Origin of the sequence: Mycobacterium colombiense (assembly GCF_003284935.1) — a bacterium.
GTDB lineage: Bacteria > Actinomycetota > Actinomycetes > Mycobacteriales > Mycobacteriaceae > Mycobacterium > Mycobacterium arosiense_A.
Map to the genome: position 1 here is coordinate 39,443 of NZ_QMEV01000015.1, position 14,076 is coordinate 53,518.

Sequence of the window (14,076 nt, forward strand, 5' to 3'; positions counted from 1 at the left end):
CCCGGATCGTCACCGGGCTACCGAACCTCCACTCGGCGAGGCCGATAACAGCAGGGCATCGGCGACAGCGCGCCACGAATCGGTTATCGCGACCGCACCGGCCTCGGTCAATTCCTCACGGCGGCAATCCCGTTCGTCGGGTGGCACGAACATCAGGTTGCCGATGGTGGCGTAGCCGGCCGCGACCGCCGACGTCACGCCGGCCACGGAGTCCTCGATGGCCAGCCCTTGCTCGGGCGCGACGCCCAGTACCTGGCCGCAATGCAGGTAGACCGCCGGATCGGGCTTGCTCGTCGGCACCGGAAGGGAGTCCTCCGCGCTGAACGTCACCGCTTCCGGGAGGAGCGCGTCGAGACCGGTGGCGGTGAAGCAGGCACGCAGCCGCTTGGTGGCGCTGGAGCTCACGGCCGCCAGCGCGTAGCGCGTTGCGAGTTCTCGCAACGGCTCCAGCACCTGCGGATCGGGAGTCAGCGTGACGGCCAGATGCGCGGTGACCCGTTCGCGTTCCTCGCCCACCCACTGTTCGAGTTCGGCGGCGGACAACGCGTGGCCGCCCGCGAGGTCGCCGGCCGTGGCGATCACCGCCGCGGGACGGCCCTGGGCCAGCGTCTGCTCGAGCGGCACTTCGCACTGCACCGCCAGGTCCAGCGCCGTGGTGCGGAAGTTTTTCCCGACGGCTCGCTTGCGCAGCTCCTCGGAGCTGAGCGGCGCGGTCACGCCGAACCTGGCCAGGAAGCGGTTGGTCACCTCAGTAGAGGCGTCGAACGCCGGCCTCTCCGACCCGAACAGGTTGTCGTCGGCGTCGCACAGCAACGTGGTGATGGGCGCCGGGTCGAAGGCGCGCACAAAGGTCAACCCGCCGTTCATCGCGACACCAACTCCCGCTCGTCATTGCGCATCGCGTCGCGCAGCGTGGGCACCACGCCGCGCACGTCGATATCGGCGATCATCGCGCCCAGGCGCTGGGAAAACCCGGGAACCGCGCGCACCTCGGCGAACATCTCGTGCCCCAGGAGCGGATCCGGGTTGCTGCGTGCCATGTTGGCCAACCTAGCGACCGGAATGGCCTGCGAGTCTTCCAGGCGCAGCTTGCGCCCGTTGAGGTCGTGGCCGCGCATGTACCGGGCCCATCCGGCGACCGCCAACGTCAGCAGCGTGTGCGGCCTGCCCTGCGCGATGGCCTCCTGCAGCGAGGGCAGCACGAACGTCGCGATCTTGCTGGTTCCCCGCCGGGCCAGGCGCGCGAGTTGGTCACTCATGCGGGGGTTGCTGAGCCGAGTCAACAAGGTGCCCCGGTACTCGGGGGTGTTCATGCCGGGCACTGCGGGCAGCAGCGGCTGAATCTCGTCGCGCAGGAGCTTCTCGACGTAGTCGAAGATGATGCGGTCGCGCATCGCCTCGTCGGTGCGCTGATAGCCGGCCAGGATGGCCAGGCATGCGAGCGCGATATGGGTTCCGTTGAGAAGACGGGTCTTGATCAGCTTGTGGTCGCGGACGTCGGTGACGAATTCGGCGCCGACCTCGTCGAGCGGCGGCCGCCCATTGCTGAAGGAATCCTCGATCACCCACTGGCGATGCGGCTCGGTCACCACCGGCCATTTGTCGGCCACGCCGAACGTCTGCTCGACGAATGTGCGCTCCGACTTGGTGGTCTGCGGGGTGATGCGATCGACCATGGTCGACGGGAACGCGACGTGCGTGTCGATCCAGCGGGCGAGCCCGGGGTCCTTCAACGCGGCGAACGACACCAGCGCGGTCCTGGCCGGCTGGGTATCACCGGGAACGTTGTCGCAGCACAGCACGGTGAACGGGGCGACGCCGGCGCGGCGGCGCCGGTCGAGGGCTTCGGCCAGATATCCCCACGCGGTCGCGAAACTGTCGGGCGAGACGAGGTCGGCGCGCACGTCGGGGTGGTCGGCGTCGAACTCGTCGGTGACCGGATTGAGGAAGTAGCCGTTGTCGGTGATGGTCAGGCTGACGATGCGGGTTTGGGGGTCTGCCAGCGCGGCGCGGACGGCCGCCCCGTCATTCGGTGCGTAATGCACGGAGCCGATCGAGCCGACGACGCGGGCGGTCTGGCGGTCGTGGCCGCGCTGCACCACCGTGTACAGCCCGTCCTGGGCCGACAGCAGGTGCTTGACGTCGGGGGAGTGCAGGCTGACGCTGGTCACGCCCCAGCGTCCCGAAATGCCCGAGCGGGCAAGGTCGTCGAAGTAGACGGCCTGGTGTGCGCGGTGAAAATTGCCCGCGCCGATGTGGACGACCCCTCGTCCGAGGGCCGACCGGTCGTAGGTGGGGATGTCGACACGTTGTGAATGCAGTTGAAGTGTCGCATCGCTGAGGGGGACGCCGCTGTTTCGACGCCAGGGGGAGGGGATTACGTCAAACATTGTGTGTCTGTGCCCCCGCGGGCTCGACGATCTAACCCGTTCGTTAGTCATGTCACAAAAAAAATCGGCTGTGACACGATTAGTCGTGGTCAAAACGGTTAACACGCGCGAAACGCGTAGGTTGACAACATGGCACCGCGGCTGAAACTGACCAACGCCGAGAAGGTGCTCTATCCGGTCACCGGCACCACCAAGGGCGAAATCTTCGACTACTACACGCGCATCGCCGAGGTGATGATCCCGCATATCGCCGGCCGTCCGGCCACGCGCAAACGCTGGCCCAACGGGGTCGACGAAGAGTCCTTCTTCGAAAAGCAATTGGCCGCATCGGCACCCGACTGGCTGCCGCGGGCCAGCGTGACCCATCGATCCGGAACGACGACGTATCCGATCATCGACAGCCCCACCGGTCTGGCCTGGATCGCCCAACAGGCCGCGCTGGAGGTCCACGTTCCGCAGTGGCGCTTCGTCGCCGAGTGGACCCGCAGCCGGGCCGAGGAATTGAAGCCCGGACCGGCGACCCGCCTGGTGTTCGACCTCGATCCCGGTGAAGGCGTCACGATGGCCCAGCTGGCCGAGGTGGCGCACGCCGTCCGCGAACTGATCACCGCGATCGGACTGACCACCTACCCGCTCACCAGCGGCAGCAAGGGCCTGCATCTGTACACCCCGCTTGCCGAGCCGGTGAGCAGCAAGGGCGCCACGGTATTGGCCAAACGCGTTGCGCAACAACTGGAAAAGACGATGCCGAACCTGGTGACGTCGACCATGACCAAGAGCCTGCGGGCCGGAAAGATCTTTCTGGACTGGAGTCAGAACAACGGCTCCAAGACGACCATCGCGCCCTACTCGCTGCGCGGACGCGAACACCCCACCGTCGCGGCGCCGCGCACCTGGGCGGAACTCGACGACCCCTCGCTGCGCCAGCTGCGCTATGACGAGGTGCTGGAGCGGGTGGCCCGCGACGGCGACCTGCTGGCGCCGCTGGACGAGGATGCGCCCATCCCGGATCGGTTGACGGAATACCGCAGCATGCGCGACTCGTCGAAAACCCCCGAGCCGGTTCCCGTATCGAAACCCGCTGTCGGACAAGGCAATAGCTTCGTCATTCAAGAACATCACGCCCGGCGGCTGCACTACGACTTCCGGTTGGAACGAGACGGCGTCCTGGTGTCCTGGGCCGTCCCGAAGAACCTGCCCGACACCACCGCGGTGAATCACCTGGCCGTCCACACCGAGGATCATCCGTTGGAATACGGCGGGTTCGAAGGCATCATCCCCAAGGGGGAGTACGGCGCGGGGAAGGTGGTCATCTGGGACTCGGGAACCTACGAGGCCGAAAAGTTCGATGACACCGCCGAAAAGGGCGAGGTGATCGTCAATCTGTACGGCAGCAAGATTTCCGGTCGCTATGCCCTGATCCAAACCAGCGGTAACCAGTGGCTGGCGCACCGGATGAAGGACCAGAAGGTTTTCGAGTTCGACACGATCGTCCCCATGCTGGCCACGCATGGCTCGGTGACGGCGCTCAAGGCGAGCCAGTGGGCGTTCGAAGGCAAATGGGACGGCTACCGGCTGTTGGTCGAGGCCGACCACGGCGCTTTGCGGGTGCGCTCGCGCCGCGGCCGAGAGGTCACCCGGGAATACCCCGAATTGGAGTCGCTGGCAACCGATCTCGCCGAGCACCACGTGGTCCTCGATGGCGAGGCCGTGGTCTTGGACGGTTCGGGCGTGCCGAACTTTCACGAGATGCAAAACCGCGGCCGGGGCTCGCGCGTCGAGTTCTGGGCGTTCGACGTGCTCTACCTCGACGGCCGCTCGCTGCTGCGGGCCCGCTACTCGGACCGGCGAAAGGTGCTGGAAATGCTCTCCGCCGGCAGCGATCTCATCGTGCCCGAACTGCTGCCCGGAGACGGTGCGCAGGCGCTGGAGCACTCCGGCAAGCGCGGCTGGGAGGGGGTGATCGCCAAGCGTCGCGACTCCACCTATCAGCCCGGCCGCCGTTCGTCGTCGTGGATCAAGGACAAGCACTGGAACACCCAGGAAGTCGTGATCGGCGGCTGGAAGGCCGGGGAAGGCGGACGCAGCAGCGGCATCGGCTCGCTGCTGATGGGCATCCCCACCGGCGACGGCCTGCGCTTCGCGGGGCGCGTCGGCACCGGGTTCACCGAACGCGACCTGGCCAACCTGAAGAAGACGCTGGCGCCGCTGCACACCGATGAATCCCCGTTCCACCCCCCGCTACCCCGCAGCGAAGCGCGCGGCGTGACGTACGTGGAGCCGGTCCTGGTGGGTGAGGTGCGCTACAGCGAGTGGACCCCGGATAACCGGTTGCGCCAATCGAGTTGGCGGGGACTGCGCCCGGACAAGGAGGCAAGTGAGGTGGTACGCGAGTGAAATGGGTTACCTACCAAGGTGATGGCGGCGAGCGGATCGGCGTCGTCTCCGGTGACACCATCCACGCGATGCCGCCGGGGGTGACGCTGCTCGACCTGATCGCGCGAGGCCATGACGGACTGCGGCAAGCGGGGGAGGAGGCGCAGCGCGCCCCGGCGGCGACGGTCCCGCTCGCGGACGTGCGCTTGCTGGCACCGATTCCCCGTCCGCCGTCGATCCGGGATTCGCTGTGCTTCCTGGACCACATGCGCAACTGCCAGGCCGCACTGGGTGGCGGGAAGGTGCTCGCCGACACGTGGTATCGCATTCCCGCGTTCTACTTCGCTTGCCCGACAACCGTTTTGGGCCCCTACGATGACGCCCCGACGGCACCCGGAAGCGCTTGGCAGGACTTCGAATTGGAGATCGCCGCGGTGATCGGGGCCGGCGGAAAGGATCTCACCGTCGAGCAAGCCGAACGGGCGATCATCGGTTACACGATCTTCAACGACTGGTCCGCGCGCGACCTGCAGCAGATGGAAGGCCAGCTGGGAATCGGGCAGGGCAAGGGCAAGGACAGCGGGGTCACGCTGGGCCCGTACCTGGTGACCCCCGACGAACTCGAGCCGTACCGCGACCCCTCCCAGCCCGGCAAGCTGGACCTGCGCGTCACCGCCCTGGTCAACGACGTTGTCATCGGGACCGGGTCGACGGCCCAGATGGACTGGACCTTTGGGGAGGTCATCTCCTACGCCTCGCGGGGCGTCACGCTCAACCCCGGTGACGTCATCGGCTCCGGGACGGTGCCCACCTGCACGCTGGTCGAGCACCTCAATCCCGCGGCGCTGGAACGGTTTCCGGGTTGGCTGCACGACGGCGACGTCGTCACGCTTCAGGTCCAGGGCCTGGGGGAGACCCGGCAGACCGTGCGCGCGAGCAACCCGCCCCACGCGTTGGCGGCCCGGCCCAATCCGGACGCCGCCCCCGCCGCGCAGCGGGTCAACCGCGCGCCGGCCCGGGTGCCCTACACCCGCGGGCTGCATCAGGTCGGCGACCGGGTGTGGGCGTGGACGCTGCCCGACGGCGGCTACGGGTGGAGCAACGCCGGACTGATCGCCGGCGACGATGCGTCCCTGTTGGTGGACACCCTGTTCGACCTCGCGCTGACCCGCGAGATGCTCGCCGCGATGCGGCCCATCACCGGTTCGGCGCCGATCACCGACGCGGTGATCACCCACTCCAACGGCGACCACACCCACGGCAATCAACTGCTCGACGCGTCGGTGCGCATCATCGCCGCGCGCGGCACCGCCGAGGAGATCGAGCACGGCATGGCCCCCGAGATGCTGGCCATGGCGCAGACCGCGAACCTGGGGCCGGTGGCGACGCGGTACACGCGGGAACGCTTCGGGCACTTCGATTTCAGCAACATCACGCTGCGCAATGCCGACCAGACCTTCGAACGCGACCTGTGCGTCGAGGTGGGTGGGCGGCGAATCGACGTGCTGAATCTGGGTCCCGCCCACACCGCCGCCGACTCGGTGGTGCACGTGCCCGACGCGGGGGTGCTGTTCGGCGGCGACCTGTTGTTCATCGGCTGCACGCCCATCGTGTGGGCGGGCCCGATCGCCAACTGGGTCGCGGCGTGTGACGCGATGATCGCGCTGGACGCGCCGACGGTGGTTCCCGGCCACGGCCCCGTCACCGATCCGGATGGAATCCGTGCGGTGCGTGGCTATCTCGTGCACGTCGCCGAACAGGCCGAGGCCGCCTACCGCCGCGGCTTGTCGTGGGCCGAGGCCGCCGACACCATCGACCTCGGCGAGTACGCGACCTGGCTGGACGCCGAGCGCGTCGTCGTCAACGTCTATCAGCGGTACCGCGAACTCGACCCGCAGACACCGCAATTGGAGGTCATGGGCTTGCTGGTGATGCAGGCCGAATGGCTGGCCAAACGGTCCGCGTGAGTCACCGCACCGGCTAGAGGCGCACGGCCCTGACGAAGCTGATCGTGGTGGCGGGGACCTGCTGTCCGGCGGGCCCCAGTTCCGGCAGGCCCGCGGCGGAGAACAGGTCGGCGAGCCGAAACGTGGTGGTATCCCACCCGTTTGCGGCGAGGTGGGCGGCGACGTCGGTGTGCTCTCCGGGGTAGGCCAAGGCGGCGACGTCCATCTCGAGCCCGTGCCGTCGCCACCCCTCGGTCATGCGCCGGGCCTGCTCCTGCCCCTCCGGCGTCGGCGGCGCGACGGTCCCGAAATCGGCGGCGAACCGGCTGCCCTCGCTGGACAACGGAATGATGGCGTCCAGCAACCGCAGCTCTGCTTCGGGCGGAAGGAATCCGATCAGCACTCCCTCGGCCAGCCACGCCGTCGGCTGGGCCGGGTCAAAGCCGTTGTCCTGCAAGGCCGCCGGCCAGTCCTCACGCAGATCGATGCCCACGGTGCGGAGTTCGGCGGTGGGGGCCGCGCCGATCCCGGCGAGCGTCGCCGTCTTGAACGCGATCACCTCCGGCTGATCGATCTCGTACACCGTCGTCCCGACCGGCCACCGCAGCCGGTAGGCGCGCGAATCCAACCCCGATGCCACGATCACCACCTGGCGCAGCCCGGCCTGGCCGGCCGCGGCGAAGTAGTCATCGTAAAACCGGCCCCGAGCCGCGAAGGTGTCCACCATGCGCGAGAAAGCGACGCCCTCCTCGATGTCGGCCGAATCGAGTTCGCCGCTCGCCAGCTTGGTGAACACGTCCAGCCCGACGGCACGCACCAGCGGCTCGGCGAACTCATCGGTGATGACCGGTTGCGGACGTTTGGTGGCGGCCGCGCGGGCCGCGGCCACCATGGTGGCGGTGGCGCCCACGCTGCTGGCCAGGTCCCAGCTGTCGCCTTCGGTTCGTGCCATTGCTTCTCCTTCGGTGTGACGGCAGAACCACGGTATGCCTCGCCGGTGAACAGGCACGTCACGTCGCCTACGGTTCCCCTATGCCCGCAGTGACACTGGAAGCCCTCGAAGACAACATCGCCTGCATCACCCTGAACCGGCCCGAGCGCCTCAACGCCATCGATGGGTCGTTGATCGACGGCGTCGACGAGGCGCTCGACGCCCTGGACACGGGCGAGTTCCGGGTGGCGATTCTGACCGGTGCCGGGCGCGGGTTTTGCGCCGGCGCCGATTTGAGCGGCACCGGCCAGCCGTGGACGCAGAACAAGCCGACCACCCCGGCGTTCAAGGTCAACTACGACGCGCAGGTTCGGTTGGCCGGTCTGTACACCCGGATCTACGAGATGGACATTCCGGTGATCGGTGCGGTGAACGGTGTCGCCGTCGGTGGCGGCCTGGCGTTCTCGTTGGTCTGCGACGTCCGGGTCGCCTCCGAGCAGGCCCGGTTCGGTTCGGTGTTCATCAAGGCGGGCTTCTCGTCGATGGACATGGGCACCAGCTACCTGTTGCCGAAGATCGTCGGCGCCGGCGTGGCCCGCGAACTCATGCTCACCGGCCGCATCATCGACGCGGCCGAGGCCTACCGCATCAAGCTGGTGCACGAGGTCGTCGCGCCCGACGAGCTGATGCCCGCCGCGCTCAAGCTGGCCCGCTCGATCGCCGAGAACAACGCTTATGGCGTGTGGCAGACCAAGATTGGGCTCAACGCCGCGCTCGACGCGCCCAGTTTGCGCCATGCCATCGAGATCGAGAACCGCACCCAGATCCTCAGCGGCTTCACCAACAACCCGGTCGAGGCCGCCCTGGCGCACCGAGAGAAGCGCCCGCCGAAGTGGGATGCGTTGTGAGGCTTAGGTCCTGCCCCGCGCTTGTGACCGCCGCTAAACCCGATGGCGGCGGCCCACTGCGCCCGGCTGCCCCGCGCTTTTGACCGCCGCTAAACCCGATGGCGGCGGCCCACTGCGCCCGGCTGCCCCGCGCTTTTGACCGCCGCTAAAGTTTCGCGATCACGTTCTCGGCGAACATCTCCAGGTTGCGGATCTTGCTGTCCAGCGGCTCGGTGTCCTTGCCCTTGATGTAGGGGATGCGGAAGCCGACGATGACGTCGGTGACGCCCTTGTCCTCGAGCCGTTTGATGCCGTCGGCGGTGTAGGCGTCGGCCGAGATGACGTGGATCTCGAACGGCCCCGTCTTGCCGGCCTCTTCGCGGAATTTCTTGAGCTTCGCCAGCAGGTGGTCGAGCTCCTCGGGGTCACCGCCGCCGTGCATCCAGCCGTCCAGGCGCGCCGCGCGCCGCAGGGCCGCGTCGGCATGCCCGCCGATGAGAATCGGGACGGGCTTGGTGGGAGCGGGCGTCATCTTGGTCTTGGGAATGTCGTAGAACTCGCCGTGGAATTCGAAGTATTCACCGGTGGTGAGGCCCTGGATGATCTCGATGCATTCGTCCATCCGCTTGCCGCGCCGGGCGAACGGGACACCCAGCAGCTCGTAGTCCTCGGGCCACGGGCTGGTGCCGACGCCGAAACCCACTCGGTTGTCGGTCATCGCGGCCAGCGACCCGATCTGCTTGGCCACCAACGCCGGTGGCCGGATGGGCAGCTTGAGAACGAAGAAGTTGAACCGCAGCTTCGTGGTCACCGCGCCCAAAGCCGATGTCAGCACGAAGGTTTCGATGAACTCCTTGCCATCGAGGAACTCGCGGTTGCCGTCCGGCGTGTAGGGGTACTTCGAGTCGGACTCGAAGGGATAGGCGATGCTGTCGGCGATCGTCATGGCGTCGTAGCCGGCCGCCTCGGCTGCCTTGGCCAGCGGGATGTAGTACCTAAAGTCAGTCATCGCCTCTGCGTAGGTAAACCGCACGTCATCTGCCTTCCTGGAGGGGTCGTCCCTCGACATTAGAACGTGTTCTAGTTTCAGCACAACCGGCAGATGGGCGCGACGGCGCCCGGGTCGCCATCCCGTGCCGGTTTCGGATTAAAGCTGGTTCTCGGGGCCGATGACGGCCCACACCGTCTTGCCGGACGCGGTGGGCGTGCTGCCCCACGCGCGCGACAACGCCTCGACGATCGCCAGCCCGGACACGTCGATGCCCTGCGATGGCGACGGCAGCCGCACCGCGGGCGCCTCGCTGGCGTCGGATACCGCGATGGTCGCGGTGGTGCCTTGCGCTTCGATGCGCACCACCGGAACGCTCGCGGTGTGCTCCAGCACGTTCTCCACGAAAACGTTGACCACGACCAGGGCCACCGGAATGAGTTTGGACTGCGACCAAGTGGTGAGCCATTCGCGGACCATGCGCCGCGACTCGCGCAGGCTGGTCAGGTCGGCGGGCAGCTGGACATCGGCCCGGCGCACCGGGCGGCGGCTGTTTTGGCCGAGCGCCTTCATCGCCACTTTTTCGGTCGGGTAGACCGGCATGAAGTGGGTGACACCGCTATTGCCGATCGCCTCGCGGGCCGCCCGGTTGGTGCAGACCAACACGATCGGTATGTGGGGCGCGCTGCCGACCTGCCAGTACGCGCCCATGAAGCTCGACCATGCGGATTCCGTGTGCACCTTGAGGCCGGAGACGTTGACGATCACGGCGGCGGCGTCGTCCAAGGTGGCCTTGAGAATTCGCTCGCGAACGGTGGTGGAGTTGGCGGCATCAAGCTCACCGTCGACGGTCAGAACGGCTACGGCGTCATCCGTCCGCATCGCAACGGCCACCGGGCTCATCCCAGCTCGGTCCTGGCGTCCGGTTCCATGTACCGCTCCTCGCATTCTGCCGGGCCGATTGCTTGAGTATCCGCTCTCAGGGGCAAAAGTCTACTTCGCAAATCGTCGGCCTCAACGCAGGAGGAATCCGCAGGCCGCCATCGGGATCCCCCTGAATCTTTGCCGCAAGCCCGCAGTGAAGGCATCATGTGCTCTCCTCCCCGCCCGCCGTGGCGTCCACCTCTACCGCCGCGGCGCGCTGTGGAGTCCATCGCCCAGCACGCGCTTCCCACGGGGTTACCACGCCACGAGTGCAGCCAAACTTTTCGGTATGTTCGACAAACGTGCATTAACCAGCGCAAAGGCAGCGGTTTTCGGCCCCGCCCGGCGATGCCCGGATGGGGCTCAGTGGTTGCTCAGTGCGTACGGCGGAGCGCCCACCCCGGCGACCGAGTGCGATCCCCACGGGGTCTGTTCGACGATGCGTGCCGGCGCGCTGCGCTGACCGATGGTCAGAGTGCCGGTCCGCGATTGCTTGAAAAGGTCGTCCGGCAAAGGTCCGGACGCCGAACCGAATACCGTTCCCTGCCAGTGATAGCGGCCGTCGAGCGGGTCCAGATGGCCGGTCAGCCTGACCCGTACCGCATGGCGGGCGCCGCCGATATCCAGCGTGGCGGCACCGCTGTACGTGTCGTCGCCGGCGGGCGCGCTGGCCGAAAGGTCGAAGGCGGATGCCACCGGGGGCGGCTCGGCCGGTCGCAACTGGGCCCGCTCGTTGAACACCTGCTGGCTGCTGGCGCGGACCTCGATGCGGGCGCTGGCGGTGCGCGCCATGACGTTCAGGCACTCGGCGACGTAGCGCGCCTGGGCGTCCCGATCGGGTCCGGTGATGACGAAGTAGTTCGGGAATCCGCGGATGGCCACCCCGCAGAACGGCTCCATCCCGTCGTGCCAGGCCGGCCGGAGGCTGCGGCCTGCCGCGCCGATCAAGCCGTCGTCGGTGGCGTCCTCGGGGATGTAGAAGCCGGTGCCGTACACGATGGCGTCGACGCGGTGCTCCACGCCGTCGACGGTGCGCACGCCCGCTGCGGTGACCGCCTCGATCGCCGACGGTGCGACCATGATCCGGGGCCGTGGGGCGCCGGCCCGGGTGCGGCGGCGCAGCCAGCGCTTGACGCGGGTGGACCAGACCGGGATGTCGGCCACCACCCGACGCGGCGCATGGGCGAACACGGTGACCGAGGTCGCCGTGCGGGCCAGTCGCTCGAGGTGATGGGCCGCGGCGGCGTCGGCGCCGATCACCGCGATGCGCTTGCCGGACGGATCGAATTCGCTATCCCACGCCGCGGCATGAAACGACGCACCCCGAAAGTCGTTGTCACCGGGCAGCTTCGGTATCCAGGGGGATCCGGGCCGGCGGCGTGCGTCGACGACGACGTGCGTCCGGATCACGTCGCCGCCGGCGGTGTGCAGCGTCCAGCTGTTGGTGGCGTCGTCGAACACGGCACGCAGGACCGAGACGTCGGGCAGCGTGACATCGCCGACGCCGGCCGCCTGCAAAACGGATCGCACGGCGCGGGCGCCGGCGTCCGCGCCGAGGACCACCAGCGCGTGATCAGCCGTCACAGAAACCTGCTGCGCTTCCAGCCGCGGCGCGCGATCGGGCCCATCAGGCCGACCTCGGTCAAAAACGCCGCCAGTGGCGCGAAGCCGGCAACCTGCATGTCGTGGCGATGCGGGCTGGTGCGGGCCATCTTTCGGGCCCGCTTGGGATCCAGACCCGCCCGCGCGTAGGGGACCGGGTTGCTGAACAGGTAGGCGAAGAAATAGCCGCCCAACCCGTTGATGTTGGCCATGAACCAACGGTTGAACCGGGGCATCTCGACGACGCGCTTGCGGGCGCCGTCGCGCGCGAACTGGATGTGGCGCGCCTCTTCGGTGACATGAATCCGCATGAGGCGCTGGATGATTGGTTGCAGTTCCGCGTCGTCCATCATCTGCCGCTGCAGCGAGTCGAAGATCTCCTCACCGATCAGGGCGGCCACCCAGAGCATCGAGCCGCGCTGAAACGCCAGTGGCAGCGCATTGATGATCATCCTGTGAAACAGTCTGGGACGCACCGGCTTTGCCCCGATGCGTTCAATGGCCTTGCCGAACATCACCATGTGTCGGGTCTCGTCGCCAAGCTCGGTCAGCTTGTAGTGCGTCGACCTGCTGGTCGGGTCCTCGTGCAGGATCGTGCGCAGCAGCGCCTGGTTGAGCATGTTCTCGAACCAGATCCCGGCCGACAGCGTGTTGACCAATTCCTGGCGAGACAGCTCGATTTGTTGTTCGCGGGTCATCTCGTCCCACAGGGGCGTTCCATAGAGCGACACCAGCCGGGGCGGCAGATAGAACTTGTCCGGATCCAGCGGGGCGTCCCAATCGATGTCGACGACGGGTTCGTAGGACTTCTTCACCGAGCCTTTCAGCAACCGGTCCGCGAAGTCTTCACGACTCGGCCCTGCCGGCCGCACCGCTGACGTCATGCCCCGCTCCCTCCGTTGGGTGCTTCAGACGGTACCCATGGTACTGGGTACTTGGGGTCCCGGCTAGATGCCGAAGGTCGCGATTCGGCAATCTGACTGGCAACGAGCATCAGGAGGCGACGCGGTGGGCCGGCACATCCATGTCATCGGCATCGGGGCCGGCGACCCCGGCTACGTGACCGTGCAGGCGATCGAGGCGCTCAACGACACGCAGGTGTTCTTCGCGATGGACAAGGGCGAGCAGAAGAGCGATCTGGTGGCGCTGCGACGCGAGGTCTGCGAACGCTTCATCCGGGAGCCGGGTTACCGCTTCGTCGAGCTGACCGACCCCACGCGCGCCGACGATCCCGACTACCGGGGTGCGGTCGCGGATTGGCACGCCGCCCGCGCGCAGATCTGGGCCGACGCCATCGCCGTCGAGCTGGGTCCGCACGGCGTCGGCGCGTTCTTGGCCTGGGGCGATCCGTCGCTCTACGACAGCACCTTGCGCATCCTCGACGCGGTCGCCGCGCGTGTCGACTTCACCTTCGACGTCATCCCCGGGATCACCGCGGTGCAGGCACTGACCGCCCGGCACCGCATCCCGCTCAACGAGGTCGGCGAACCCGTGCTGATCACCACGGGCAGGCAATTGCGCACCCACGGGCCGGCCGGGACATCGGCCGTCGTGATGCTCGACGCCGACTGCTCGTTTCGGCTCTGCCCGCCCGACACGCAGATCTGGTGGGGCGCCTACCTCGGTACCGACGACGAACTGCTCATCGCCGGCACCGTTGGCGAGGTGGGGCCCCGCATCGTTTCGCTGCGAGCCGACGCCCGCGCCCGGCACGGCTGGATCATGGACACCTATTTGCTGCGACCGGCACACTGAAACCGTGCCCGAACTACCCGAGATCGAAGCGCTGGTCGACCATCTGCGGCGCCACGCCGTCGGCCTGCCGATCGGCCGGGTCGACATCGCCGCCCTGTCCGTGCTCAAGACCTTCGACCCGCCGATCAGCGCGCTGCACGGCCAGTCCGTGACCGGGGCCGAGCGGTGGGGCAAGTACCTCGGGCTGCGCACCGACAACCTCTTGTTGATCGCGCATCTGTCGCGTGCGGGATGGTTGCGCTGGTCGGACAAGCTGGGCGCGGCGCCGCTGCGGCCC

Annotated in this window: 11 protein-coding genes and 1 pseudogene; 5 read left to right on the forward strand and 7 right to left on the reverse strand. The window is 67.7% G+C overall.

Annotated elements, in window-relative coordinates; all coding sequences use genetic code 11:
• Nucleotides 1-9 precede the first annotated feature (9 nt).
• Nucleotides 10-867, reverse strand: coding sequence for an HAD family hydrolase (locus DQP57_RS09995; protein ID WP_112632819.1), 858 nt, complete (start codon nt 865-867; stop codon nt 10-12).
• Nucleotides 864-2,390, reverse strand: coding sequence for a mannitol dehydrogenase family protein (locus DQP57_RS10000; RefSeq protein WP_112632820.1), 1,527 nt, complete (start codon nt 2,388-2,390; stop codon nt 864-866). The genes DQP57_RS09995 and DQP57_RS10000 overlap by 4 nt, the downstream gene beginning before the upstream one ends.
• A gap of 129 nt (nt 2,391-2,519) precedes the next feature.
• Between DQP57_RS10000 and DQP57_RS10005 the strand changes: the two genes are divergently transcribed.
• Together DQP57_RS10005 and DQP57_RS10010 are read left to right on the forward strand one after the other, a co-directional pair.
• Nucleotides 2,520-4,787 carry an ATP-dependent DNA ligase gene (locus DQP57_RS10005; protein ID WP_112632821.1) on the forward strand — a complete coding sequence of 756 codons (2,268 nt, stop codon included), beginning with the start codon at nt 2,520-2,522 and terminating at the stop codon, nt 4,785-4,787.
• Nucleotides 4,784-6,733 (forward strand): fumarylacetoacetate hydrolase family protein, encoded by a 1,950-nt coding sequence (locus DQP57_RS10010; RefSeq protein ID WP_112632822.1) that lies wholly within the window; start codon nt 4,784-4,786, stop codon nt 6,731-6,733. The genes DQP57_RS10005 and DQP57_RS10010 overlap by 4 nt, the downstream gene beginning before the upstream one ends.
• A 13-nt stretch (nt 6,734-6,746) precedes the next feature.
• On the opposite strand, the gene DQP57_RS10015 is transcribed toward DQP57_RS10010, so the two are convergent.
• Nucleotides 6,747-7,664, reverse strand: coding sequence for an SAM-dependent methyltransferase (locus DQP57_RS10015; RefSeq protein WP_112632823.1), 918 nt, complete (start codon nt 7,662-7,664; stop codon nt 6,747-6,749).
• Nucleotides 7,665-7,744: 80 nt separating this feature from the next.
• Here DQP57_RS10015 and DQP57_RS10020 point away from each other — a divergent pair, with 80 nt between their 5' ends.
• Nucleotides 7,745-8,551: an enoyl-CoA hydratase/isomerase family protein gene (locus DQP57_RS10020; RefSeq protein ID WP_112632824.1), complete on the forward strand. Its 807-nt coding sequence runs from the start codon at nt 7,745-7,747 to the stop codon at nt 8,549-8,551.
• A gap of 145 nt (nt 8,552-8,696) precedes the next feature.
• Here the strand turns inward: DQP57_RS10020 and DQP57_RS10025 are convergent, their stop codons facing one another.
• The 4 genes from DQP57_RS10025 to DQP57_RS10040 form a co-directional block, all read right to left on the reverse strand.
• Nucleotides 8,697-9,563, reverse strand: coding sequence for an LLM class flavin-dependent oxidoreductase (locus DQP57_RS10025; RefSeq protein ID WP_066866718.1), 867 nt, complete (start codon nt 9,561-9,563; stop codon nt 8,697-8,699).
• A 114-nt stretch (nt 9,564-9,677) separates the two neighbouring features.
• On the reverse strand, nt 9,678-10,421 hold the full coding sequence (locus DQP57_RS10030) for an STAS domain-containing protein (protein WP_112632825.1): 744 nt from the start codon (nt 10,419-10,421) through the stop codon (nt 9,678-9,680).
• Between the two features lie 384 nt (nt 10,422-10,805).
• Nucleotides 10,806-11,798 carry a DUF4873 domain-containing protein gene (locus DQP57_RS10035; protein WP_240631725.1) on the reverse strand — a complete coding sequence of 331 codons (993 nt, stop codon included), beginning with the start codon at nt 11,796-11,798 and terminating at the stop codon, nt 10,806-10,808.
• Nucleotides 11,799-12,022: 224 nt separating this feature from the next.
• Nucleotides 12,023-12,928, reverse strand: a complete 906-nt coding sequence (locus DQP57_RS10040) for an AurF N-oxygenase family protein (protein ID WP_112632826.1) — start codon at nt 12,926-12,928, stop codon at nt 12,023-12,025.
• A 124-nt stretch (nt 12,929-13,052) separates the two neighbouring features.
• Between DQP57_RS10040 and cobF the strand changes: the two genes are divergently transcribed.
• Both cobF and DQP57_RS27145 read left to right on the forward strand, forming a co-directional pair.
• On the forward strand, nt 13,053-13,799 hold the full coding sequence (cobF, locus tag DQP57_RS10045) for a precorrin-6A synthase (deacetylating) (protein ID WP_112632827.1): 747 nt from the start codon (nt 13,053-13,055) through the stop codon (nt 13,797-13,799).
• A gap of 4 nt (nt 13,800-13,803) precedes the next feature.
• Nucleotides 13,804-14,046: pseudogene (locus tag DQP57_RS27145) on the forward strand (DNA-formamidopyrimidine glycosylase family protein); the annotation flags it as partial.
• Nucleotides 14,047-14,076: the final 30 nt, after the last annotated feature.